The 21,158-nt window shown below is 58.2% G+C and carries 17 protein-coding genes; 14 read left to right on the plus strand and 3 right to left on the minus strand.

What is annotated here, in order from left to right:
* Positions 1 to 140: 140 nt before the first annotated feature.
* Complete coding sequence (locus tag SJY08_RS16805; protein ID WP_377277028.1) at positions 141 to 1,133, minus strand: L,D-transpeptidase; 993 nt, start codon at positions 1,131 to 1,133, stop codon at positions 141 to 143.
* A 192-nt stretch (positions 1,134 to 1,325) separates the two neighbouring features.
* Between SJY08_RS16805 and SJY08_RS16810 the strand changes: the two genes are divergently transcribed.
* The 9 genes from SJY08_RS16810 (at position 1,326) to SJY08_RS16850 (ending at position 11,927) form a co-directional block, all read left to right on the plus strand.
* Positions 1,326 to 2,234, plus strand: coding sequence for a LysR family transcriptional regulator (locus tag SJY08_RS16810; RefSeq protein ID WP_377277030.1), 909 nt, complete (start codon positions 1,326 to 1,328; stop codon positions 2,232 to 2,234).
* Between the two features lie 124 nt (positions 2,235 to 2,358).
* Entirely contained in the window at positions 2,359 to 3,057 is a 699-nt protein-coding gene (locus SJY08_RS16815) for an SH3 domain-containing protein (RefSeq protein ID WP_377277032.1), read from the plus strand.
* Positions 3,058 to 3,099: 42 nt separating this feature from the next.
* A complete protein-coding gene (locus tag SJY08_RS16820) occupies positions 3,100 to 3,438 on the plus strand; it encodes a hypothetical protein (RefSeq protein ID WP_377277034.1) in 339 nt (112 codons plus the stop codon).
* Between the two features lie 107 nt (positions 3,439 to 3,545).
* Positions 3,546 to 5,612: a M13 family metallopeptidase gene (locus tag SJY08_RS16825; protein WP_377277036.1), complete on the plus strand. Its 2,067-nt coding sequence runs from the start codon at positions 3,546 to 3,548 to the stop codon at positions 5,610 to 5,612.
* Between the two features lie 61 nt (positions 5,613 to 5,673).
* On the plus strand, positions 5,674 to 6,222 hold the full coding sequence (locus tag SJY08_RS16830; protein ID WP_377277038.1) for a hypothetical protein: 549 nt from the start codon (positions 5,674 to 5,676) through the stop codon (positions 6,220 to 6,222).
* A gap of 38 nt (positions 6,223 to 6,260) precedes the next feature.
* The gene (locus SJY08_RS16835) at positions 6,261 to 8,225 is read left to right on the plus strand and encodes an alpha/beta hydrolase (protein WP_377277040.1); all 1,965 of its coding nucleotides are present in this window, start codon (positions 6,261 to 6,263) and stop codon (positions 8,223 to 8,225) included.
* A gap of 2 nt (positions 8,226 to 8,227) precedes the next feature.
* Positions 8,228 to 9,133, plus strand: coding sequence for a CPBP family intramembrane glutamic endopeptidase (locus tag SJY08_RS16840; RefSeq protein WP_377277042.1), 906 nt, complete (start codon positions 8,228 to 8,230; stop codon positions 9,131 to 9,133).
* Positions 9,134 to 9,207: 74 nt separating this feature from the next.
* Positions 9,208 to 9,978, plus strand: a complete 771-nt coding sequence (locus SJY08_RS16845; protein ID WP_377277044.1) for a CPBP family intramembrane glutamic endopeptidase — start codon at positions 9,208 to 9,210, stop codon at positions 9,976 to 9,978.
* An 860-nt stretch (positions 9,979 to 10,838) separates the two neighbouring features.
* Positions 10,839 to 11,927 (plus strand): sensor histidine kinase, encoded by a 1,089-nt coding sequence (locus tag SJY08_RS16850; RefSeq protein WP_377277046.1) that lies wholly within the window; start codon positions 10,839 to 10,841, stop codon positions 11,925 to 11,927.
* Positions 11,928 to 12,089: 162 nt separating this feature from the next.
* On the opposite strand, the gene SJY08_RS16855 is transcribed toward SJY08_RS16850, so the two are convergent.
* Together SJY08_RS16855 and SJY08_RS16860 are read right to left on the minus strand one after the other, a co-directional pair.
* Positions 12,090 to 12,461, minus strand: a complete 372-nt coding sequence (locus SJY08_RS16855; RefSeq protein ID WP_377277048.1) for a response regulator — start codon at positions 12,459 to 12,461, stop codon at positions 12,090 to 12,092.
* Between the two features lie 226 nt (positions 12,462 to 12,687).
* Complete coding sequence (locus SJY08_RS16860; RefSeq protein ID WP_377277050.1) at positions 12,688 to 13,545, minus strand: helix-turn-helix transcriptional regulator; 858 nt, start codon at positions 13,543 to 13,545, stop codon at positions 12,688 to 12,690.
* 188 nt (positions 13,546 to 13,733) lie between these two features.
* On the opposite strand from SJY08_RS16860, the gene SJY08_RS16865 reads away from it, so the two are divergent.
* From SJY08_RS16865 to SJY08_RS16885, 5 genes are all read left to right on the plus strand, one after another.
* A complete protein-coding gene (locus SJY08_RS16865; RefSeq protein WP_377277052.1) occupies positions 13,734 to 17,180 on the plus strand; it encodes a response regulator in 3,447 nt (1,148 codons plus the stop codon).
* Positions 17,177 to 18,010 carry a CheR family methyltransferase gene (locus tag SJY08_RS16870; RefSeq protein ID WP_377277054.1) on the plus strand — a complete coding sequence of 278 codons (834 nt, stop codon included), beginning with the start codon at positions 17,177 to 17,179 and terminating at the stop codon, positions 18,008 to 18,010. Before SJY08_RS16865 ends, SJY08_RS16870 begins: the two co-directional genes overlap by 4 nt.
* On the plus strand, positions 18,007 to 18,585 hold the full coding sequence (locus tag SJY08_RS16875) for a chemotaxis protein CheB (protein ID WP_191192710.1): 579 nt from the start codon (positions 18,007 to 18,009) through the stop codon (positions 18,583 to 18,585). The genes SJY08_RS16870 and SJY08_RS16875 overlap by 4 nt, the downstream gene beginning before the upstream one ends.
* Positions 18,575 to 19,723 carry an ATP-binding protein gene (locus tag SJY08_RS16880; RefSeq protein WP_377277057.1) on the plus strand — a complete coding sequence of 383 codons (1,149 nt, stop codon included), beginning with the start codon at positions 18,575 to 18,577 and terminating at the stop codon, positions 19,721 to 19,723. The genes SJY08_RS16875 and SJY08_RS16880 overlap by 11 nt, the downstream gene beginning before the upstream one ends.
* Positions 19,724 to 20,216: 493 nt before the next feature.
* The gene (locus SJY08_RS16885; protein ID WP_377277059.1) at positions 20,217 to 21,143 is read left to right on the plus strand and encodes a hypothetical protein; all 927 of its coding nucleotides are present in this window, start codon (positions 20,217 to 20,219) and stop codon (positions 21,141 to 21,143) included.
* Positions 21,144 to 21,158: the final 15 nt, after the last annotated feature.

Here is a 21,158-nt window from a genome sequence, read left to right on the forward strand (position 1 = left end):
GGCAGACTGTCAGATTCGAGCTTCAATCTGCGAGAGGCAGGCACTCGGCGCCGTATTGGTCGCTGAATCGATCACCGCCACTATGGGGACATGCCACGGCGACCAACCGTCAGATCGCCCTGATTTGTTCACGAACCCAATTAACTCATGATCACGAAATCCTCTCCCGTTCGGCTGTCTGGCGCGAGTGGGGCGTCGGTCAGGATCAGGATTGCGCCGGGATGCAGGACCCTCTGCATGGCAGATACAAAGGATGGGTCTGCAGAAATACGGGAGAGGAGGTTTGCGGACGTGCTGACCACGCCCTCGTCCTCGTTAGGATTGGCAAACGCGATCCAGCGCATGCCCAGTACAGCGTCGTTGATGTCGTCGAGCAGGAACACATGGCTCCCAAACTTGTCCCTGCCGCTCACCGTGATCCGGCCCTCGGCGCGGATCTCGGAGTTTTCGACCAGCAAAGCCCTGCTATCGAAGGTCGACATGATAACGGAAACGACCGGCTGCTTCTTCAGGTCCGTCCAGTCGTTCGGACGCTGCTTGCCGCGTAGCGCCGTCACGGCATCGCCGAATTCGCGGGCCGCATAGGCACCGAGCACCATGCCGGGATGAGTGAGTTCCTGCGGATCTGCGGCAGCACCCGAGATGATGACGGGTGTGCCGAGATGGGTGATGTCGAAGAGCCGTTCGGAAAAGGTCATGGGCAGGCGCACGCATCCGTGCGACGCCGGGTAGCCCGGCAGATTGCCGGCATGAAGCGCGATCCCGGACCAGGTCAGCCGGTTCATGTTCGGCATCGGTGCATCGTTATAGGTGCTCGACTTGTGGTGCTTGTCCTTCTGCAGCACCACAAACACGCCCGTAGGCGTCTCGTGCCCCGGCTTGCCGGTCGAACAGGTGGAGACGGCGATGCGGATGCCGTTGCGATAAACATGCACGCGCTGTTCCAGAAGGGAGACGACGATGGCCACCGGGCCAGTGCGCTGCCTCTCCGCATGCCATGTGAATTCGCCAGGCTTGAGCGCGGCGACGTCCTTCATCACCTCGCCGGCCAGCCCCCTGGCGGGACCCGAGAGCACGGCCAGTGCCGAGATCCCCGTCATGAAGAGACGCCTGCCCTCAACCGTTTTCGTCATTGCCGATCTCTCGTTCACAATAGCGATGGAACCGACCATTTCAGGACCTATCCCGGGTGTCCAATGAGTTTCCTTCTTGTATTTCAAAAAACTCTCATGGAACGTGGGAACACGTGCCTCGCCATCCCTGCTTGCATGAGCAGATGGCGATAGGGAAGACGCCTGTTCGAATGTAGCCAGAAGGACAACAGCATGGATTTCCGGCATAACCTGCGCGCCTTACACACTTTTGAGACGGTTTCACGCCATCTGTCCGTGGCTGCGGCAGCAGAGGAACTGGGCGTCACGCAGAGTGCCGTCAGCCACCAGTTGCGCCTGCTCGGGGAGATTGTCGGCGAACGGCTGATCCAGAAAAAGGGCCGGGGCATCGCGTTGACGGACGCCGGTCGCGATCTCGCACGGCGCCTCCAGCCGGCCTTTGCCGAGATCGACCGTTCGCTGGCCGAGGCGATCGGCGGCACCCGCGATCGGGTGAGGCTCGCCATCTGCAGCAGTTTCGCCCAGGCATGGCTCGTGCCTCGGCTGCACTCCTTCTATGCGGCGCATCCGGATATCGATTTGCAGATCATGATGTATGCGCAGGACCCCGAGCTTACCGATGCCACGGGAGACGCCTTCGTAACGACACTCCCCAAGGATCGCGGCTATCACGCACAGCTTCTGTGGCCGGAGTATCTGATACCCGTGGTATCCGCAGCGGTTGCCGGGCGGAAGAGGACCTTCAGCTACATCACAACCGAATTGCAGCCCGGCAAAATCGGTTCGGACTGGCAGGCCTATGGGCGGCACACCGGGCGGGCCGATCTTCTTCCCCTCGATGGCCGATGGCTCTTCGCCTCACATTATGTGATTGCGCTGGATATGGTTCGCGAGGAGCTGGGGGCGGCACTCGTTCCCGATTTTCTCGTCGAGCCCGAAATCAAGGCTGGCCGTCTGACGCTTCTCGACGGGGCCGGGCTTCCGACGCATGAGGATTACCACCTCTGCATCAAGGAAAGCCGCCGGTCCGAGCCGGCGCTCGATGCCTTGCTGCGCTGGTTCAAGCTGGAGCTCGGCAAATCGGAACGCATCGCGCCCAAGGAGCGGCTGAAACTGGTGTAACCATGAGACCTTCTCATATTAGACTAATTTAATTCACTGGTTTGCAAGCTTTGAGCATGCCAGTCTGAGGACAGCGAGAGGTTGCAAGGCAACCGTTCGAAGCCTTCCCAGTGGGAGATGTCCGATGCGTTTGTGGCGTGCGTTCGTCGGTGGTGTGATTGCGGTGACGCTGATCGTCATGGCAAATGGCGGCCCCGGGCCGGCAATGGCGCAGGAGCGCAGCGCACGTGTCGAGTTCAGCCGAGGCCAGAGCTCGACGACCATCCGGGGTACCGTCCGCGGATACGAAGGCATCAACTACCGTATCAATGTTCGCGGCGGCCAGCGGCTGGCCGTCACCATGGACAGTTCCAACGGCAGCAACTACTTCAACATTCTCGGCCCCAGTGGCGGCGAAGCGCTCTTCAACGGATCGATTTCCGGCGATTTTGCCGACATCATCGTGCCCGACAGCGGAGACTATACCGTGCAGGTCTACCTGATGCGCAATGCCGCGCGCCGCAATGAGCAGGCGCGCTTCACGCTGCGCATCGAGGTCACCGGCGGCAGGCCGATTGCGCCGCCCTCGCCTGATTTCGCCGATGGTCTTTCCGGCGGGCCGGACTTCTTCCAGGTGGCGGGCATTTCGCGCGGCGATGCCTTGAACATCCGCACCCGCCCGAGTGCCCAGAGCCCGATCGTGACGCGCGTGGTCAATGGCGAGATCCTGCGCAATGGCGGCTGCCGCATGACCGGACAAACACGCTGGTGCCGGGTTTCCCGGCCTGATGGCAGCAATGCCGGCTGGGCGGCTGGACGGTTCCTGATCGAGGTGAGCAACTGAGCCCGATCAGGCCCTGATGAAGCAAAACAGGAGGGGAGACGCATGATCAGGTTCATAACGACATCAGGAACGATCTGCCTTGCTTTGGGGCTGCTTGCGGGCTGCACCTCGGACGGAACATCGCAACTGCCGCCCACGGCTGCCGCTACTCCGAGGTTGATGGACGAGAGCGTGCCGCCGGCGGCCCGTAGCGCCTGTCTGGCCGCAGTTTCCAACACGACGAACAATGGCGATGTCGAGATCATCGAAATGATCTTCTCGGAAGCCAATTCGCAGGTGACCGTCGGTGTTGGCCCGACACGGGCACCGTGGAACTGCCTCGTCTCCAACAGCGGGGTGGTCGCCAACGTAATGTCCATGACGAATGAGGGCTCTCTGTGAGGCCCGCTTCCTAACGGTGCCGGCTCGCTCCGGCACCGGATCTCCGCACTATGAGCGGAGGACCCGGCCACGACAGGTTTTCATCATTGACCAAAAAGAGGATCCTCATGCAACGCCTGACGCCTCTCGTCCTCCTGTGCCTGTCTGCCGCCATGTCCGCGCAGGCGGCCGAATTGGTTCCGGTGCCAGAGATCGGCCCGGACCAGCTATCGTTCTCTGTGACCAATATGGACATGTCGGTCGATCCGGGCACCGATTTCTATCGTTATGCGGTGGGCGGCTGGCTGGACCGCGTCGAGCGGCCGGCAGACCGCGTCAGCATCGGGACCTTCGACTTCATGGGGCTGAGACTGACGGCGCAGATGAAGAACCTGATCGCGGAGGCCGGGGAGAAATCCGCAACCGCGACAAAGGGAAGTCCGCTGCAGCAGGTCGGCGCTTTTTATAACTCCTACATGGATGTTTCCGCCCTCGACGCGAAGGGCATAGCGCCCATCGAGCCTGAACTGGCCAGGATCGACGCCATCGCGAGCCTCGACGATCTCGCGACCTATCTCGGGCACTATGTTTCCGTTGCTGGAGAGGTTCCCCTGGTCGGCATCGTTCCCTCGGCAGATCAGGCCGATACGACGAAGATGGTGCTCTTCATCGTCAAGGGTTCCCTGATCTTCAATCAGGAAAACCTCTACGAGGCTCCGGCGGGTTCGGCACTCGATATTGCTCTGAGGGGTAACCTGAAGACCGTGCTGGAACAGGCCGGATACGAAACCGCCCGGGCAGCGACCGTGGTCGACATGGTAGCTGATCTGGAACGCGAGCTGCATGGCGCAATGCTGACACCGGTCGAATCGATGAACCCGGACAACAGCTACCAGCCCAAACCGTTCGACGCTGTTCAGGCCGAGATCCCGGCACTCGATCTCACGAAAATCCTCGCAGCCGTCAACGTCGCGGTGCCGGAAACGATTGTCCAGACGCAACCCCGCTACCTAGCGACCCTCTCGCGAGTGCTGGCGGACAAGTCACTCTCCGACATCAAGGACTACCTCAAGGTCAGGGTGATCAACCACTTCAAGCCGTTCCTTGGGACACGCTTCGACGACAGTGCCCGCGAATGGAACCGGATCGTCTTTGGCATTGACCGGCTCCCGCCGCGCGAGGAGCTCGTCCAACAGAGCCTGCAGGCCAACATCGGTCATCCCGTTTCGCGTCTCTATGTCGAGCGCCACTTCTCCGGGGAGACCAAGGTCAAGGCGACAGACATGGTGGAGCGTGTTCACCAGACTTTCGAGAACCGCATGAAGCGCCTGATCTGGCTCAACGACGACACCAAGAAAGCGGCCCTCACAAAGCTTGAAAAACTCTCTTACAAGATCGGCTATCCGGAAAACTGGATCGACTATTCGACCGTCGACATCCGCACGGACGATCTGGTCGGCAACATCATGCGGATCAATGCCTTCGATACCGCGCGCTCCTATGCGAAACTCGGCAAGCCGGTGGAACACGAGGCCTTCGCGGATTCCACCGCAACGCTGCCCGTGATCATCAATGCCGGCTACGACATGCAGATCAACGGCTTTGAGGTGCCCGCCGCGATCCTGCAACCGGCGGCTTTCGAGGCGGACAAGGATGCGGCCACCTATTTCTGCCGCATCGGCGCGGTGCTCGGCCATGAGATGACCCACGGCTTCGACAGCCGGGGCCGGCTGTATGACGCCGACGGCAATCTCAACAACTGGTGGAAACCCGAGGACGCCAGCGCCTTCGACAAGGAAGCCGCCAAACTGATTGAACAGGCGAGCGCCTATGAAGTTCTGCCGGGCCTCAAGCTGAACGGTGCCCTCAGCGTCGGCGAAAACATGGCGGATGTCGGCGGCATCAACTTCGCATTCGACGCGCTGAAGGACTACCTCGCGGAGCATCCGGAAGAAAATGTCCCGATCGATGGCCTCACACCCGAGCAGCGCTGCTTCATCTCCTGGGCTCAGTTCTGGGCGATGAAGGTGACGGACGAGGCCATCCGCAGCGTCTTCATGAGCAATGCGCATCCGCCCGGCTTCTACCGCGCGACGGCAGCGCTCAAGCATGTCGACGGGTTTTACGAGGCCTTCGACATCAAGGAGGGCGACAAGGAATGGGTGCCGCCGGAACGGCGCGTGAAAGCTTGGTGAGCGGATCGCCGACCGGCAGACATCAAGATCATGAACCAGACGAGTGCAAAGGAGAGGGACTATGAAACGCATCATCGCATTGCTGGCTGCCACGACACTGGCTTTTCAGATGGGTCTCCAGCCGGTTGAGGCCGGCATGAGCGACAAGGACAAGGCGGCCGCGGCCGCCGCAGCCATCGCCATTCTCGGCATCGCCGCTCTCGCCCACAACAAGCATCATTATGAGGAGGGCTATGAGCCTGGCGGCGGTGAGGAGACGGCGGAATTCGAGCGCGGCTATCGCGACGGCGTTCATGGCTATCCCTATTGGGAGCAGAACCGCACGCGTGGCTATGCCGAAGGATATCAGGCCGGCGACAGGGAGCGCGAGAACTCGATGGCGCATCGCCAGCAGGCGTCCGCTGCCAAGGCGCCACCCATGGCCTATCAGGGTTGCGCCCAGATCGTGGCCCGCAACTTCGCGGTCGGCACCCATCAGGTCCACTTCACCAAGGCGCGCTCGCCGGGCAAGCATGAATGGATGATCGAGGCCGCAGTCGGGCGCCAGTACATGACCTGCAAGATGCGTGACAGCGGCGAATTGATCGACCTGAGGGGCGGCCGCCTCTGAGACTAGGCATGGCTGTTGGCGGGTATTGGGGGATTTTCATGAATTACACTGACATCTTCGCGTTGATCAGCGTCCTCACCGGCCAGGCCCGCGACGAGTTCGCGGGCCTGAAAGCCGGCGAAGCCGGTGGGCAGCCGATCTCACAAATCCTCTGCCCGAGGCCCCTGCCCGCAGACGAGATCGAGGGAAATACGGTCTTCTGTGGCAGCGTGCAGGTCCCGGAAGATCACTCCAAGCCTGACGGCAAGAAGATCACCCTCGAATTCGCGATCCTGAAATCGCATTCGCTCTATCCTGAGGCCGATCCCGTGGTCTATCTGCAGGGGGGCCCAGGGGGCAGCTCGATCGGCCAGATCCCGCTGCTCGCCCAGACCTTCGAGCCCTTTCGCAAGACCCGAGACGTGGTGTTCTGGGACCAGCGGTCCGCCGGCCTTTCCGGCCAGTCGGTCAAGTGCTTCAATGCGCTGGCTGCAAACGCCGCACTGATTGCCCAGAAGAACTACACAACGACCGAGATCGATGGCAGCAATATCGGCAACAACACGATCGCGGATTGCCTGAGAGAAGTCGAAGCCGCCGGCATCGATATCTCAAAGTACAATACGACTGAGAACGCCAAGGACGTGCCGCTTATCGTCAGCGCCCTCGGCTACGAGAGCTATAACATGTATGGCATGTCCTACGGCAGCAAGCTGGCGCTGGAGACCATGCGTGTGGCGCCCGAGGGCATCCGCTCGGTGATCATCGACGGCGTGGCTCCTTCCTGGGTGAAGCTCTACGAGACCTTCGCGCAGAAGGTCAGTGAACCGATCGAACACGTCGTCGAACAATGCAAGGCGGACGCGAGCTGTAATGCCACCTTCCCTGACCTCGACAAGGTGATCATCGACACTCTGCACGCAGCGAAAGCCGGCAAGGTCATCCATCAGGGAAAGCCGATGGAGCCGCGCACCATCTTCAGGCCCTTCGAAGAGCGCAACGGACAATATGGCCGCCTCTCGATGACGCCGTATCTGCCTGCCTTCATCTACGAGCTCCACCGGGGCAAGGAGATGCCGACGGTCGACATGCTGGTTGGGCTCGACTTTGTCATGCCAATGGCGGGCGATGACGACGTGACCAAGGCCGCGACAATGCTGCCGAAGGCACAGCGCGCGCTGATCGGCGCGCTCGCCGACAATGTGGCGATTTCCGCCCGGATCGATCGCTCCAATCAGAATGTTATGGAACAGTTACGCGACGAGATCGATGCCAGCAAAAACTACGGACCGGTGGCCACTCTGTTCGATACTGAACTCGAAAAGGCGCTGATCGCCGCCCGGGGAGACGATGCGGACAAGGGCGCAAAGATCGTGTCCGATTACACGGCGCTACAGAACACCAAACCCTCGAAAGACAGTCTCAGGAGCTTCGTCACGAGCTATACCACCGGCGACGCGACCACGAGGCTTCTCGCCCTGATCGACGGCATGAGCGATGCCGAACTCTCCGGCTCCTTTACCATCATCCAGCGCGATGTGGCGAAGTCCGAACACGGCTTCTTTGGTGACCTCTATCTCTTCAACTATGCCTGCCAGGAGGACCTGCCGTTCAACAGCTTCGAAGGCTACGAAAGATTCACCGCCGCCCAGAAATACCCCTATATCGGCGATGACGCCGACGAGATGGCACGCTTCGTCTTCGGCTCCTGCATCCCTTTCAAGCAGGTCCAGCGCGAAAACTGGCAGGTGCCAGTGAAGAGCGGCATACCCACGCTTTCGATCGGCAGCCTCTATGACAGTCAGACGCCGGCAAGTTGGGCGAAGGTGGCAACCGAAGAGCTGACCAATGCGCAGGTCTTCATGATCCCCGAAGCCGGCCACGGCGCCTTGGCCTACCAGCCTTGCGTGGGCGATATGGGCGTTGCCTTCATCGATAAACCGGAGCGCAAGCTCTCCGATGCCTGTACAGAGAGCATCAGCATCGATTGGCATATTCCCGACTGGGCGAAGGCTTCAAAGTAGCCATGGCCGATTTCGTTGATCCGAAGCATGCATCCGACACGGCGCAAGACAGCGAGGCGAAACCCGCGCTTTGGCTTCGGGTCCTGCAATTTCCGCTGACCCGTCTCATTCTGCTCGGCCCCTTGCTCTTCCTGTTGATGGGCATCAGCAACGGGTTCTGGAGCGTACAATTTGCCGATCGGCCTCTGCTGGCAATAGCAAGCGCGGCCTTGATGGCAGCGCTGGCTATTGCCGTCTATGTCGCTTTCGTCCGTATCGTGGAAAGACGCCCCGTGGACGAACTGGCCCTGTCGGCGATGGGCCGCGAACTGGGCCTCGGCATGCTTTCAGGTGCCGGTCTCTATACGCTGTGTGTCGTCATCCTGATGCTTCTCGGGGTCTACAGCATCGACGGCATCAATCCCGCTTCTCTCATGCTCCCGTCCGCGGCGATGGCACTGAGTTCGGGGGTCTTCGAGGAACTGCTGCACCGGGGCACGATCTTTCGCAATGTCGAAGCGCTTGCGGGGAGCTGGATTGCCCTCCTGGTCTCAGCGCTGATCTTCGGAATGATGCATCTCGGCAATCCAGACGGCAATATCGTCGGCGGGCTCGCCATCACCATCGAGGCGGGCCTGCTGCTTGCCGCTCTTTATCTGGTCACGCGAAGGCTTTGGTTGAGCATCGGCGCCCACATCGCGTGGAACTTCACCCAGGGCGGCATCTTCTCCGGCTCGGTGTCAGGCGCCTTCGAACGGCCAGGCCTGTTCAAGGCCGTGATCGAAGGGCCGCAGCTTTTGACCGGCGGAAAATTCGGGATGGAAGCGAGCCTTGTCGCGCTCGTCATCTGTACTGCGACGGGCCTTTTGGTCCTGCGCATGGCGGTGAAGCGCAAAAACATGGTGCCGCCGATGTGGAAACGGACCTGACCAGATGCCGAGAAGAGGCGCAACAATGCCGAGCATCGCCACGGCAAAGGCAAGTGAACAAAGAGCAGGTTGACATGAATTTTGCGCACGGAAAGGCCCGTCTTCCTCTCAGCCTTATCGTCTACGTGCTCTGGGCCGCGATCACCATCGGCGGCGGGATCTGGCTGAGCGGCGGGCAAAAGCAGTCCTTGATTGAAGGCCTTTCCAAGGGACCACTGTGGAACGTTATCGCAGCCTTTCTCTTCCTCGTCCTCGTCATCATCACGGCGGGTTGGCGCGATATGAAATTCGGGGCGCCCGACCCGATGAGCTCGCTTCGGATCATGTGGTTCCCGGCACTTTACGTCATTGCGTTCCTCAGCATGGCAGGCCTCCTCGGCTTGCCACCGTTGAGCTTGATGCTTCTGATCTTTCTCAGCACCGCATTCGTCGGCCTGTCAGAGGAGACAATGTTCCGTGGTGTGCTGTTTGAGGCTCTGCGGACCCGGGTGAAGATCTGGCCCGCGATGATCTGGACATCGATCCTGTTCGGCTCCGTCCACATCCTCAACGCATTGACGACGGGCGAATTCCTGAGCGCCTTGCTGCAGGCCTTTACCGCGACCCTGAGCGGCTTCGCCTTCATCGCCATTCTCGTTCGCACCGGCTCGATCTGGCCGGCGATCATCTATCATGCGCTGTGGGACTTCGGCACATTCGCGATCTCTGCCGGCAGCGAGGCAAGCGGTGCCGCGTCGAGCGGCGAAGTCGACAGATGGGCCTTCCTCCTACCTGTACTGCTCGTCCTGCCAAACTTTCTCTATGGGATGTACCTTCTGCGACATGTTCGGAACGAGGATGTTTGAGTGGGAAGAAGCCTTTCGCCCAGTGACTAGAAAAGGGCTTCACTGTGCCTTTGTGCCAGCAGCGTTTGTCGCCGACGTCATGTTCTCTGCCGTAGTCGACGCCAAAAGTCGGGAATGCGGCGTGACGCCACTCCCGCGCTATGTCCGCTGCCAGGCGAGGGCAATGAAGACCGAACGACCGAAATGACGGCGCTAAGCTGCCACGAGAACATGCTCCCCTCGCCTCCGGCTTGGCGCTCCCGCGCGGAAATAATTGCCGCTCTCCCGCTATGTTGACGTCGGCCCAAAGCCAGGGCACAAAGATGGCATCCACGGTCGCTCGCGGCAGGAAAACAGAGGAAAATCAACGGCGATTTTGTTAAGCCTTTGAAATAATGTGAGAATCTAGGTTCTCCAGGCAGGCCATTTTAGGCCGGTTCTCCGCGTAAATTCGGCGGCTGTTTCTCACAGAAAAAAGCGACGCCTTCTCAACAGCTTGAGCAATTTCGGCTGCTGTTCTTCAGGCCATCCGTCGTGCTTGAGCGGGGCTCGCAAAGCTGGCTGGGGACCCGCAAGCGATGTCTTTTATGGGGCCGAAAGGCGACAGTACGCTACCCGTGCTGCATGATCGCTTTGCAGCCCATAAGAATGGGGGTGATCTCGACGTTTCCTCGCCAAGATACCCGCAAGAACGGCCCCTCAGCCACAGAAGGCCATGCCATTCGGCGCGTACCACTTTTGGGCCAGATGGCCTACGCCCACTTGCGGCAACGGCTAGTCGAAAGGTCTCCCCGGCAAGCGTTGATACGTGCCGATTGCATCTAGATGGCAGAGGTGGCACTCATGGTTCGTTTGAGTACATCGGGTTTGGACGTGTGACCATGCATAATCGAGAAGCGGATCGAGTTGAGGCTCTCGAAGCCTACAATGTGCTCGACACTCCGCGTGAGCGCGATTTTGATGACATCGCGGAACTCGCTTCTCAGATCTGCGAAACACCGATCGCGGTCGTCAACTTGATCGGCAGAAATCGACAGTTTTTCAAAGCGGAGGTCGGCCTCGGGGTACGGGAAACACCAATCGATTCTTCTTTTTGTGCAAAAGCGATACTAGAGGAAGAATTCCTGATTGTGCCGGATGCCACGAAGGATGAGCGCTTCGCATGCAATCCACTCGTCACCAATGCGCCAAATCTGAGGTTTTACGCCGGCGCTTTGCTGAAGACGGACGCTGGCCATGCTATCGGAACCGTCTGCGTCTTGGACTACAAACCGAGATCTCTCTCTCCGCTACAGGAAAGCGCACTACGCGTTCTCGCGCGTCAGGTCATGCGGCAGCTTGAGCTGCGGCAGCTTTTGCGCGAACGTGAAGCAGCGCAGGCCCGCCAGGATCTCCTGAACAAGGAGATCTCGCACCGGATGAAGAATACGCTCTCGATGGTCCAGGCAATCGCCAATCAAACGCTCAAAAAGGTCGTTGACAGAGAAGCGGTACAAGCATTTCAGCGGCGAATATCTGCACTCGATCTGGCGCACGATCAGCTTTTACAGGAGAACTGGACAGCCGCCCCACTCGGACGCGTGGTTCGCCTGTTACTAGACCTGCATGACGATGCTGGAAGGATCCATGCGGATGGTCCTGATCTGGACCTTGGACCGAGAGCGACGCTCTCGATGTCGATGCTGCTGCACGAGCTCGCCACCAATGCTGCGAAGTATGGTTCACTGTCTCTTCCTGACGGGCGCGTGGACCTCTCATGGCAGATCGAGACAGATTCGTCAGAGCCAATGCTGAGCGTAACATGGAAGGAATCGGGCGGACCTATCGTTGCAGAGCCGGTCCGCAGTGGCTTTGGATCCCGCCTCATCCAGCTCGGCTTGCTTGGAAACGGCGATGCCGAGAAGCGCTATTTGCCGGACGGCCTTGTCGCCACGTTCCGAGGCAGCCTAAAGGATATTCGCGAGCTTTAGGAGAAGCAGCAACAGCCAGCATTCCAGGTCCTCACAAGGTCACTTGATGGTAGCCCTGCGTGAATGGTGATTTTCGGTCGAAGGCGCTGTCGGCGTGAACCCGGATCCGAACTGTTGGACGTACAAAGGCTTCTTCGACCGCTGATGATCGACACGCGCGACTTACGAGGCGACGAGCATTTGTCTGATGGCTGAGACCACCTGACCGTGGTCGTAAGGCTTGCTGAAAAACTTTCCCTCTACAGGAAGACGTTCATCGTTCAAATCGCGCTGGCCAGAGGCAATGATGATCTTGACGGGAGGCCACCTGTCCCGCACCGCCTCGGCAAGCTTCAAGCCGTCCATGCTGCCAGGCATGTCGATGTCCGTGAACATGAGCCTAATCTCTGCATGCGCGTTGAGAAGTGCTATCGCGTCGTCGGCATTTGAGGCTTCGAGCACGTTGAAGCCCTCGTCCTGAAGAGACATTGCGATGTCCATGCGCACGATTGGTTCGTCCTCGACAACAATGACAGTGACCGCCTTATCTGTCATTCCATATACCTTCCGTCATCAACTTTACTTCCAAAGGTTTCGCAGCGGTGAACCTTGCTAACTCGTGCCCAATCGAATTGATCCCACAATCTAGGATTATATTTCTCAATGGTTAAAACCTGCTCATTCCAGTGATGCTGGCACCAAACATCAATAGCCTAGCCGCAAACAGATAATCTGCTGTATTGGGCGATCTATCGAATCGTGTGACGCCTTCAGTGACGATCTACGTCCGGTCCCTGAACTCCTTCACACTCATTCCCACCCATGATTTGAAAGTCCTCTGGAAATACGCGCTATCCTGAAAGCCCAGCCTGCTAGCGATTTCGTCGATGGGCATTTCTCCTGCGGCCAAGAGCAATCGTGCCCTTTCCATTCGACGTCGGAGCACGTGCTGGTATGGGGTCTCTCCGGTGGACGCCTTGAAGGCCCTGCTGAAATGGAACCGACTTAGGCCCGCGAGTTCAGCAAGGCTCGACAGGCTGAGATCTGAGCCAAGGTTCTCCTCAATAAACTCGTCGATAAGAGCCAGAGGCGCTCTGCCAAGGGGCGGCGGCTGTCTCAATGTCGGCATTGTTGCTTTGTGGATCGCCAGGATGGTGATGAGGCCCAGTGCTTCTTCGTATAGAGCATCAGAATGATCTCGCTTTAGCAGGCCGGCCCATTGGCGCAGATATCCTGCGACCTCGTCGCTTCGGTAATAAACCTTCTCATCGACACGTTCGGCGAAGCGAGTGTCCAGTTCCTGCCGGATAGCGGCCGGGTCAAAATAGATAGCTGTGAACGAGTTGTTCCGTCTTTGGAGTTCGGACCAGCCAGTGACACGTGCACCGCGCGGGACATAGGTCAGCGTGTGGCGGAGGTCACGGCGGTTGTCCTCCAATCGATCCCCTGCCCGTATGCCTCCATCTTCCAGGACAATGTCATGATAGGCACAGAAATGGAGGTCGCTGGTCCAGTCGTAACTGAAAGCAGCACCCAACTCTGGTTGAACGTGCTCCACCGTGAAGCCGCTGAGCTTCCTTGCGTGACGTTGCGGCAAATGGGCCAACCCTTGAAGGGCAAGCAACTCATTTTGTTCCATATTTAGCGTAATGTTGCTTTCCCTATCAAATTGTTGCTACCTAGCACTCTATTCAAGTTGACGTGATCGGCGGGAGTGGAGGGGACACAGGAACCACACGCTTTGCGACCCCGCTAGCCGATTCCCTTCTCCGACGCCGTCACTCTTACGTGACAGTATCATTTGACCGAGTATTTTGAGACCTTCTGATGCACAGAAAAATATCCGCACTGACAGGCAACAAAATGCTCGGTCTGGAGCGAAACGCCCTGATCGGCGCAGTGACCGCAATCTTCTTCTTCGTCATCAGCACCGCGCTGACCGTTTACACAGTCCAGAACGTCCGAGACAGCAATGCAAGAGTGACACAAACGCATGGTCTTGTGGTGGCACTCGACCTGCTTTTGATCGACATACAGGATGCAGAAACGGCACTGCGTGGCTTTCTTCTAACTTCGGAGGAGGCCTATCTCACGCCATATCACCGTGCCCTCCCACAGGTTCAGAGCCGAATGGACACAATCAGCTCGGCTGCTACAGCCGAGATGCGCGAACGTGGGAGTGTCGAGGAACTCCGAGCGTTTGTCTCGTCCAAACTTGAAGTGATGGCGCTAACACTGGAGGTCTTCGAGACACGAGGGTCCGTCGAAGCGTTGCCCCTTGTAAAATCAGACCGCGGCCGCAGCGACATGGACGGCATCCGCAACGTCATCTCCCAACTGCGTAACGAGGCTGGTGAAGAGCGGAGCCAGCGCCTTGAGGAGATGAATGCGTCATACATTATTGCCCGGGCGAGCGCGCTAGCTTCGGGGCTGCTTGGCATCGTCCTGACCCTCGCGATCTCCGCACTGGTGAGAAAATCCACTCTGGCGCAGAAGCGCGAACAGTGGTTGCGGGATGCACAATTGGGCTTGGCTGCATCCGTCAGCGGTGAGCAGCAAATCGCGAAACTTGGCGAAAACATCCTGGGCTTCCTCACCAACTATCTCGGTGCCGTTGCAGGTGCCATTTATGTTGAAAATGCCGGCCGCTTTCATCGCATGGCCGTCCACGGCGTACCTGCAGACGTGATCCTGCCTACGAGCTTTGGCCAAAACGACAGCTTGTTCGGCCATGTGTTGCGGGATCACCGTCCGATCGCGGTTGGCGAGGTTCCGGATGGCTACATCAACTTCGGCTCAGCTCTTGGACAGCAGAAGCCCCGATACCTCGCCTTGGCGCCTGCGATCGTCGAAGGGGACATACGAGGCGTTTTCGAACTCGGCTTCCTGTCCCCGATCAGCGATCAGACTCTGGTGCTTTTTGAACAGGTCTCAGAGCTGATTGCCGTCGCCATCCGTTCGGCGGAATTCAGAACCCGCCTCCAGGCACTTTTGGAAGAGACCCAGCGTCAGTCGGAGGAACTGCAGGTCCAGGGCGAGGAGCTGCGCGTTTCAAACGAGGAGCTGGAAGAACAAGGGCGCGCACTTCGCGAACAACAGACACGCCTGGAACAGCAGCAGGCGGAACTCGAACAGACCAACTCGCAGCTCGAGGAGCAAGCGGAAGAACTGGAACGACAGCGGGACAATCTTGAACGGTCGAAAGACGCCATCGAGGCCAAGGCGAAGGAAGTGGAACTCGCCAGCCGCTACAAATCTGACTTTCTCGCGAACATGTCGCATGAGCTGCGAACACCGCTGAATTCGTCGCTGATACTTGCCAAACTCCTGGCTGACAATTCCGAAGGCAATCTGACTGCCCAACAGGTCCAATTCGCCCAGACCATTCAGTCATCGGGCAATGATCTGCTGAACCTGATCAATGACATCCTGGACCTGTCCAAGATCGAAGCAGGACATGTGGAGATAAATGCGGAAGCGGTGTCCATCGAGAGGACCGTCAATGGGCTTCGTCACATGTTTGAACCGCTCGCAACCAACAAGGGTCTGCAGTTCAACGTCTCGGTCGAGGCGGGCGTGCCCGCAGTCATCCAGACCGATCCGCAGCGCCTTGAGCAGGTTCTCAAGAACCTCTTGGCGAATGCGCTGAAGTTCACCGAAAACGGCGGCGTCTCGCTGACTGTTAGCCGTCGCGATGACAGCCAGGTCGCCTTTTCGATCAAGGACACGGGCATCGGGATTGCGGACGAGCAGCAAAAGCGGATCTTTGAAGCCTTCCATCAGGCGGACAGCACCATCAGCCGCAAGTTCGGCGGCACCGGGCTTGGTTTGTCGATTTCTCGCGAACTCGTGCGCTTGCTTGGAGGCCGCTTCCAGCTTCAAAGCCAGCTTGGCGAGGGCAGCACGTTCACCGTCATCATCCCGGCCGAGTTCGACAGTGCGCTGGTCCACGCTCCGAAACAGGATTTTGCCCCACCCGTCGCGTCCGCTGCAGAACCCGTCTTCCGCACGGAAGCAGAGATCACTGCACAAAAGCCAAAGGCCGTCGCAATCGTCGATGACGACCGTGCAGCATCCGAGGCAACGGCCCGCAAGCTGCTGATTGTCGAGGACGATCAATCCTTTGCACTCATCCTGCGCGATCTCGCCCGTGAGCTGAAGTTCCAGGCGCTCGTAGCCGGAACCGCTCAAGAAGCCCTGGAACTCGCCCATCAGTATCTGCCGAACGCCATCCTGCTCGATGTCGGTCTTCCGGACCAATCCGGCCTTTCGGTGCTTGACCGCCTGAAGCGTGACGTGCGGACGCGCCATATTCCGATCCACATCCTCTCCGCCGAGGATTATTCCGATCGGGCTCTCTCGTTGGGCGCCGTCGGCTATGCGCTGAAGCCCGTACAACGCGATCACCTGGTGTCGATGATCGAGTCCCTAGGCGCAAAGGCCGAACAAACGCTGCGGCGCGTGCTGATCGTTGAAGACAACGCCGTTCAAAGAGACGCGCTCTCGAAACTTCTGTCGTCGCATGACGTCGAAACGGTGGGGGCCGGGACTGCGGCAGAGTGCATCTCGTTGCTGGCCGAACAGACCTTCGACTGCATGGTGCTGGATCTGTCGTTGCCAGATACATCCGGCTTTGCGCTTCTGGAAACGTTGAGCGAAGCGGGCATGCATTCCTTCCCACCTGTCATCGTCTACACCGGACGCGTCCTCTCGTCCGAAGAAGAACAGAGGCTTCGCCGCTACTCGAAATCTATCATCATCAAGGGTGCAAAATCGCCGGAGCGTCTTCTCGACGAGGTCACACTCTTCCTGCACCAGGTGGTCTCCGAGCTGCCGGACGAGCAGCAGCAAATGATCCGCAAAGCGCGCAATCGCGATGAACTGCTGGAAGGGCGCCGCATTCTGATCGTCGAGGACGACGTGCGCAACGTCTACGCCCTGACCAACATCCTCGAACCACGCGGGGTGATCGTCGATATCGCCAGAAACGGCGAGGAGGCGCTGGAAAAGCTGGAGCAATCGATAAGCAACCCAGACGGGCGGATCGATCTGGTTCTGATGGATGTAATGATGCCGGTCATGGATGGCCTCACCGCAACCCGCCACATCCGCAAGAACTCAGCATGGCAGAAATTGCCGATCATCACCTTGACCGCCAAGGCAATGCCTGACGATCAGAAACGCTGCATTGAAGCCGGCGCCAATGACTATATGGCAAAGCCGCTTGACGTCGAAAAGCTTCTGTCTCTCGTGCGGGTCTGGATGCCGCAATGACGGAGACGTTCGAAAAGGTGGAGGATATTGAGATCCGGCTGCTGCTGGAGGCGCTTTATCATCGCTACCACTATGACTTTCGCAGCTACGCCATGTCGTCGATCCGGCGGCGGTTGCGCCAGGCACGCGAACAGTTGGGCTTTGCGACCATCTCAGCCATGCAGGAGCGCGTCCTTCATCATCCCGAGATGCTTGACGACATGCTCCGCTTCCTTACGGTCCAGGTCAGCGAGATGTTTCGCGACCCGTCCTACTTCGCGGCGATCCGGGAGAAGGTCGTTCCGCATCTTCGCACTTACCCCTCCTTGAAGATCTGGATTGCCGGATGCAGTTCGGGCGAAGAGCTCTATTCCTTTGTCATCCTTTTTCGCGAGGAAGGGCTTGAGGAGCGAACCCTCTTTTATGCGACGGATATTAATCCAGAGGCCCTCGCCCAAGCGGAAGCCGGAATCTATGACATCGAACGGGTCAGATTGTTCACCGAGAACCATCGTGACTCCGGCGGCAAGGGATCTTTGTCTGACTATTACACGACGGGCTACAACCGGTGCGTCCTGGACAAAAGCCTGCGGCGCAATGTCGTGTTCTCAGATCATAGTCTCGTGACGGACCAGGTCTTTGGTGAGATGCAACTGGTCTCCTGCCGGAACGTCATGATCTATTTCGACCGGGATCTACAGGACAGGGCTGTCGGTCTTTTCCGGGATACGCTGCCACGCAACGGCTTTCTCGGGCTGGGCTCGAAGGAAACACTGCGGTTTTCAACGCATGCCGATGGCTTCCGGGAGTTCGTCCGAGATGAGAAGATCTATCAGAGGATCGGCTCGTGAAGGACAATCCGAACGGTGCGATCATCATCGGCGCCTCTGCTGGGGCGCTCGAAGCTCTGTCCGTGCTATTGCCGCCACTACCTGCGACTTATCCATATCCCATCTTCGTCGTGGTGCACTTACCGCCAAACAAACGCAGTGTGCTCGCTGCGATTTTTGACCTCAAATGTCAGCTTCGTGCGATTGAGGCGGAAGACAAGGAGCCCGTGGAAGCCGGGTTCATCTACTTCGCGCCCCCTAATTATCATTTGTCGCTCGAGGGGCGAACTCATGTCGCTTTATCCAGCGAAGAAGAGGTCCTCTTCTCGCGGCCCTCGATCGACGTGGCATTCGAGAGCGCGGCAGACGCCTGGGGCAGCCAACTGACAGCGATTATCCTGACAGGCGCCAATCATGACGGTTCCCAAGGCCTTTCGGCCGTCGTTCGTTCTGGCGGAACGGCAATCGTTCAGGATCCGACCGAGGCTTTCACTCGGGCCATGCCTGAAGCCGCTATCCGCGCATGCCCAGGCGCTCAAGTTTTGACCTTGTCCAAGATTTCAACCTATTTGCAGAACATCGAAAATGAACACTGACGTCAAATTCCTCTTGGTTGACGACCTTCCAGAGAACCTGCTTTCTCTGGAAGCTCTGCTACAACGCGACGAGCTGATGCTATTGAAGGCGCGGTCCGGCGATGAGGCTCTCGAACTTCTGCTGCAACATGATGTGGCACTGGCGCTGATCGACGTTCAGATGCCAGGACTGAACGGCTTCGAACTTGCCGAACTTATGCGAGGCAATGAGCGGACACGGCGGGTTCCGATCATTTTCGTGACTGCCGGTACCCACACAGCCGAGCGGCGGTTCCAGGGATATGAAGCGGGCGCCGTCGACTTTATTCAAAAACCGATCGAGCCGGATATTCTGCGCAGCAAGGCAGAGATTTTTGCAGAGCTCTATCGTCAGCGTAAAATGATTTCCGAACAGCGCGACCTTCTCGAGGTGCAGACTCGCGCGCTTCAGCTCGCCGACAATCGTAAGAACGAGTTCATCGGGGTTCTCGTCCATGAACTGCGCAACCCACTTGCCGCTCTCAATGGCGGGCTGAAAATTCTTTCGAGAAAGCCGGATGCTGGCAAGGTGGAGCAGATCCATGGCCTCATGCACCAACAGATGGACCACATGATCAGGCTCGTTGACGACCTGCTCGATGTGTCACGGATAACGCAGGGCAAAATCAATCTTGTTAAATCTGACTTTGACTTGAGAGATGCCATTCACTCTGCGCTGGACATGACCGGACAGGCGATCGAGGAGCGAAACCATGCGGTGACCGTCAGCGTTCCGGATCAGCCGTGCAGAGTATTCGCGGACAAGGTCCGGCTGACACAGTGCGTTTCAAACCTCGTGAATAATGCCGCAAAATACACGCCGATGGGCGGTCAGATTGAGGTAGCGCTGGACTTGCATCCGCGCACCTATCGCATCAGCGTCACTGACAATGGTCTCGGCCTCAGTGCCGAGGCCGCTGGTGCAATCTTCAGGATGTTCGAGCAAGTCGAAGAGCATCGGGATCATGCTCATGGGGGACTTGGGATCGGCCTCGCCCTCGTCAACCAACTCATGGAGTTACACGGCGGCGATGTATCTGTGTGGAGTGATGGTCCGGGATTGGGTAGCGTTTTCACGCTTGAGCTGCCGAGTGAGGCAAACTGGCCGACCCAAGGCTAAGGCGCGTCTGCTAAAAATGTCTCGATTGCCCGCAACCTGCGGACAAGTCTCATTCGCATCGGAGACCTGATCTCATCAGTCCTCACGCCTGGCTTAGCCGAGGCCGAAAAAAGATAAAACCGCGATAACAATAACGACCAATCCAACAATATAGATGATGTTGTTCATGTGCATTCCTTTCCATTTGCCTATTTGAGAACGTATAATCCGGAGGTTGGTTCCTTTTCCAAATTTCTGCATGGGCGCTGGAATTCGAGGTGATAGCCGCCATGCTCCACTTCGATGCTGCTGCGGCTAACTACTCGTGGACGGGTACATTGGTCGATGCCGCTGTAGACAGCCTGCCCGGTCGATCAGGCTCAGTTCGGAGAGGAAAACGACGAAGAGCACCGCTATTCTGCAGCGTGCATTGGTGCCGTAGCACCGTAACCGCTGTTTCTGTCGCACGTTGCCATAGCCAGCTCCTGGTTCGAGAAAGTAATACTAGGTAACCTTGCCGCTGGCCGAGCCCCAACCGCTGATACTGCTTCGGAGCTTGGCTCGAATTTCAAATTTCCGCCAAAAGGATGCGTATTTTAGCCATTTGCTCAAGAGCGGCTTCATCTTGATGTGCCAGCTTGCGCTATACGCGGATGGGAAGAGAACGAAGTTGATTACTCGCAGGGCGATACTCGTGGGCGTAATGGTGGGGCTGCTCTCCGGATGCACTGGTGGCGAGAACGTGGATTTCCGCTTCCGCACGATCGTGCGGCTGATTGTCGACGGAACTCCTCGTGAATTCACCAATGTAATGGAGCTCAAGATTGCTCGAGTCACACATAGCCTCATTGGTATGGGGGGCTCTTCAATGCTTTCGGGCGAAGCGCTTAGGATTGATCTGGGGTCACGCGGGAATATCTATGTCCTCCCACTTCGACGGTACGCCGACGGGCAGATCAGCTACGAGTTCTTTGATTGGGCCGTGCCCAAGGCGTTCGGCATAAAAAATGGCCTTGGTTCGCTCTCCGATCAGGACTACAAAGATTTGCGTTTGCTTAACGGACGCAAGCGACTGAGTATCAAGTCGCTACCTACGTTTGTGGCCTTCACGAACGAGAATGAAGCCAGTTCGCTCTATCAGCTTGATCCTTGGGACATCGAAAGACGCTTTCCGGGTGTCCACTTTATAAGCGTGGATGTTGAAATCACGGACGCGCCGATCACTGAAGAACTAGGAAAGCACTTGCCGTGGCTTGTAAACTTATCCGAGCACACGGCCTTTCCCCGTGACCCACCTGGCCACCAGAGGCCAATGCGCGAAAGCCCGATTGCCTACGTGATGCTTGAAGAGTTCTTCTTCGGGAAGGGAAGTCGGCCATATCGTCCGCCGCAGTTCAAGCGGCCGTCGACACTGAAGCTATTGTCCAGGGTCTCACCGTGATATGCTCGCAAGGAT

It is taken from the genome of Rhizobium sp. R86522, assembly GCF_042466255.1.
In the GTDB taxonomy this organism is placed as follows: domain Bacteria; phylum Pseudomonadota; class Alphaproteobacteria; order Rhizobiales; family Rhizobiaceae; genus Allorhizobium.

Coding starts and splice junctions, on each gene's coding strand:
- SJY08_RS16805 (WP_377277028.1), bottom strand. CDS start 1,133: ATGACGAAAACGGTTGAGGGCAGGCGTCTCTTCATGACGGGGATCTCG.
- SJY08_RS16810 (WP_377277030.1), top strand. CDS start 1,326: ATGGATTTCCGGCATAACCTGCGCGCCTTACACACTTTTGAGACGGTT.
- SJY08_RS16815 (WP_377277032.1), top strand. CDS start 2,359: ATGCGTTTGTGGCGTGCGTTCGTCGGTGGTGTGATTGCGGTGACGCTG.
- SJY08_RS16820 (WP_377277034.1), top strand. CDS start 3,100: ATGATCAGGTTCATAACGACATCAGGAACGATCTGCCTTGCTTTGGGG.
- SJY08_RS16825 (WP_377277036.1), top strand. CDS start 3,546: ATGCAACGCCTGACGCCTCTCGTCCTCCTGTGCCTGTCTGCCGCCATG.
- SJY08_RS16830 (WP_377277038.1), top strand. CDS start 5,674: ATGAAACGCATCATCGCATTGCTGGCTGCCACGACACTGGCTTTTCAG.
- SJY08_RS16835 (WP_377277040.1), top strand. CDS start 6,261: ATGAATTACACTGACATCTTCGCGTTGATCAGCGTCCTCACCGGCCAG.
- SJY08_RS16840 (WP_377277042.1), top strand. CDS start 8,228: ATGGCCGATTTCGTTGATCCGAAGCATGCATCCGACACGGCGCAAGAC.
- SJY08_RS16845 (WP_377277044.1), top strand. CDS start 9,208: ATGAATTTTGCGCACGGAAAGGCCCGTCTTCCTCTCAGCCTTATCGTC.
- SJY08_RS16850 (WP_377277046.1), top strand. CDS start 10,839: ATGCATAATCGAGAAGCGGATCGAGTTGAGGCTCTCGAAGCCTACAAT.
- SJY08_RS16855 (WP_377277048.1), bottom strand. CDS start 12,461: ATGACAGATAAGGCGGTCACTGTCATTGTTGTCGAGGACGAACCAATC.
- SJY08_RS16860 (WP_377277050.1), bottom strand. CDS start 13,545: ATGGAACAAAATGAGTTGCTTGCCCTTCAAGGGTTGGCCCATTTGCCG.
- SJY08_RS16865 (WP_377277052.1), top strand. CDS start 13,734: ATGCACAGAAAAATATCCGCACTGACAGGCAACAAAATGCTCGGTCTG.
- SJY08_RS16870 (WP_377277054.1), top strand. CDS start 17,177: ATGACGGAGACGTTCGAAAAGGTGGAGGATATTGAGATCCGGCTGCTG.
- SJY08_RS16880 (WP_377277057.1), top strand. CDS start 18,575: ATGAACACTGACGTCAAATTCCTCTTGGTTGACGACCTTCCAGAGAAC.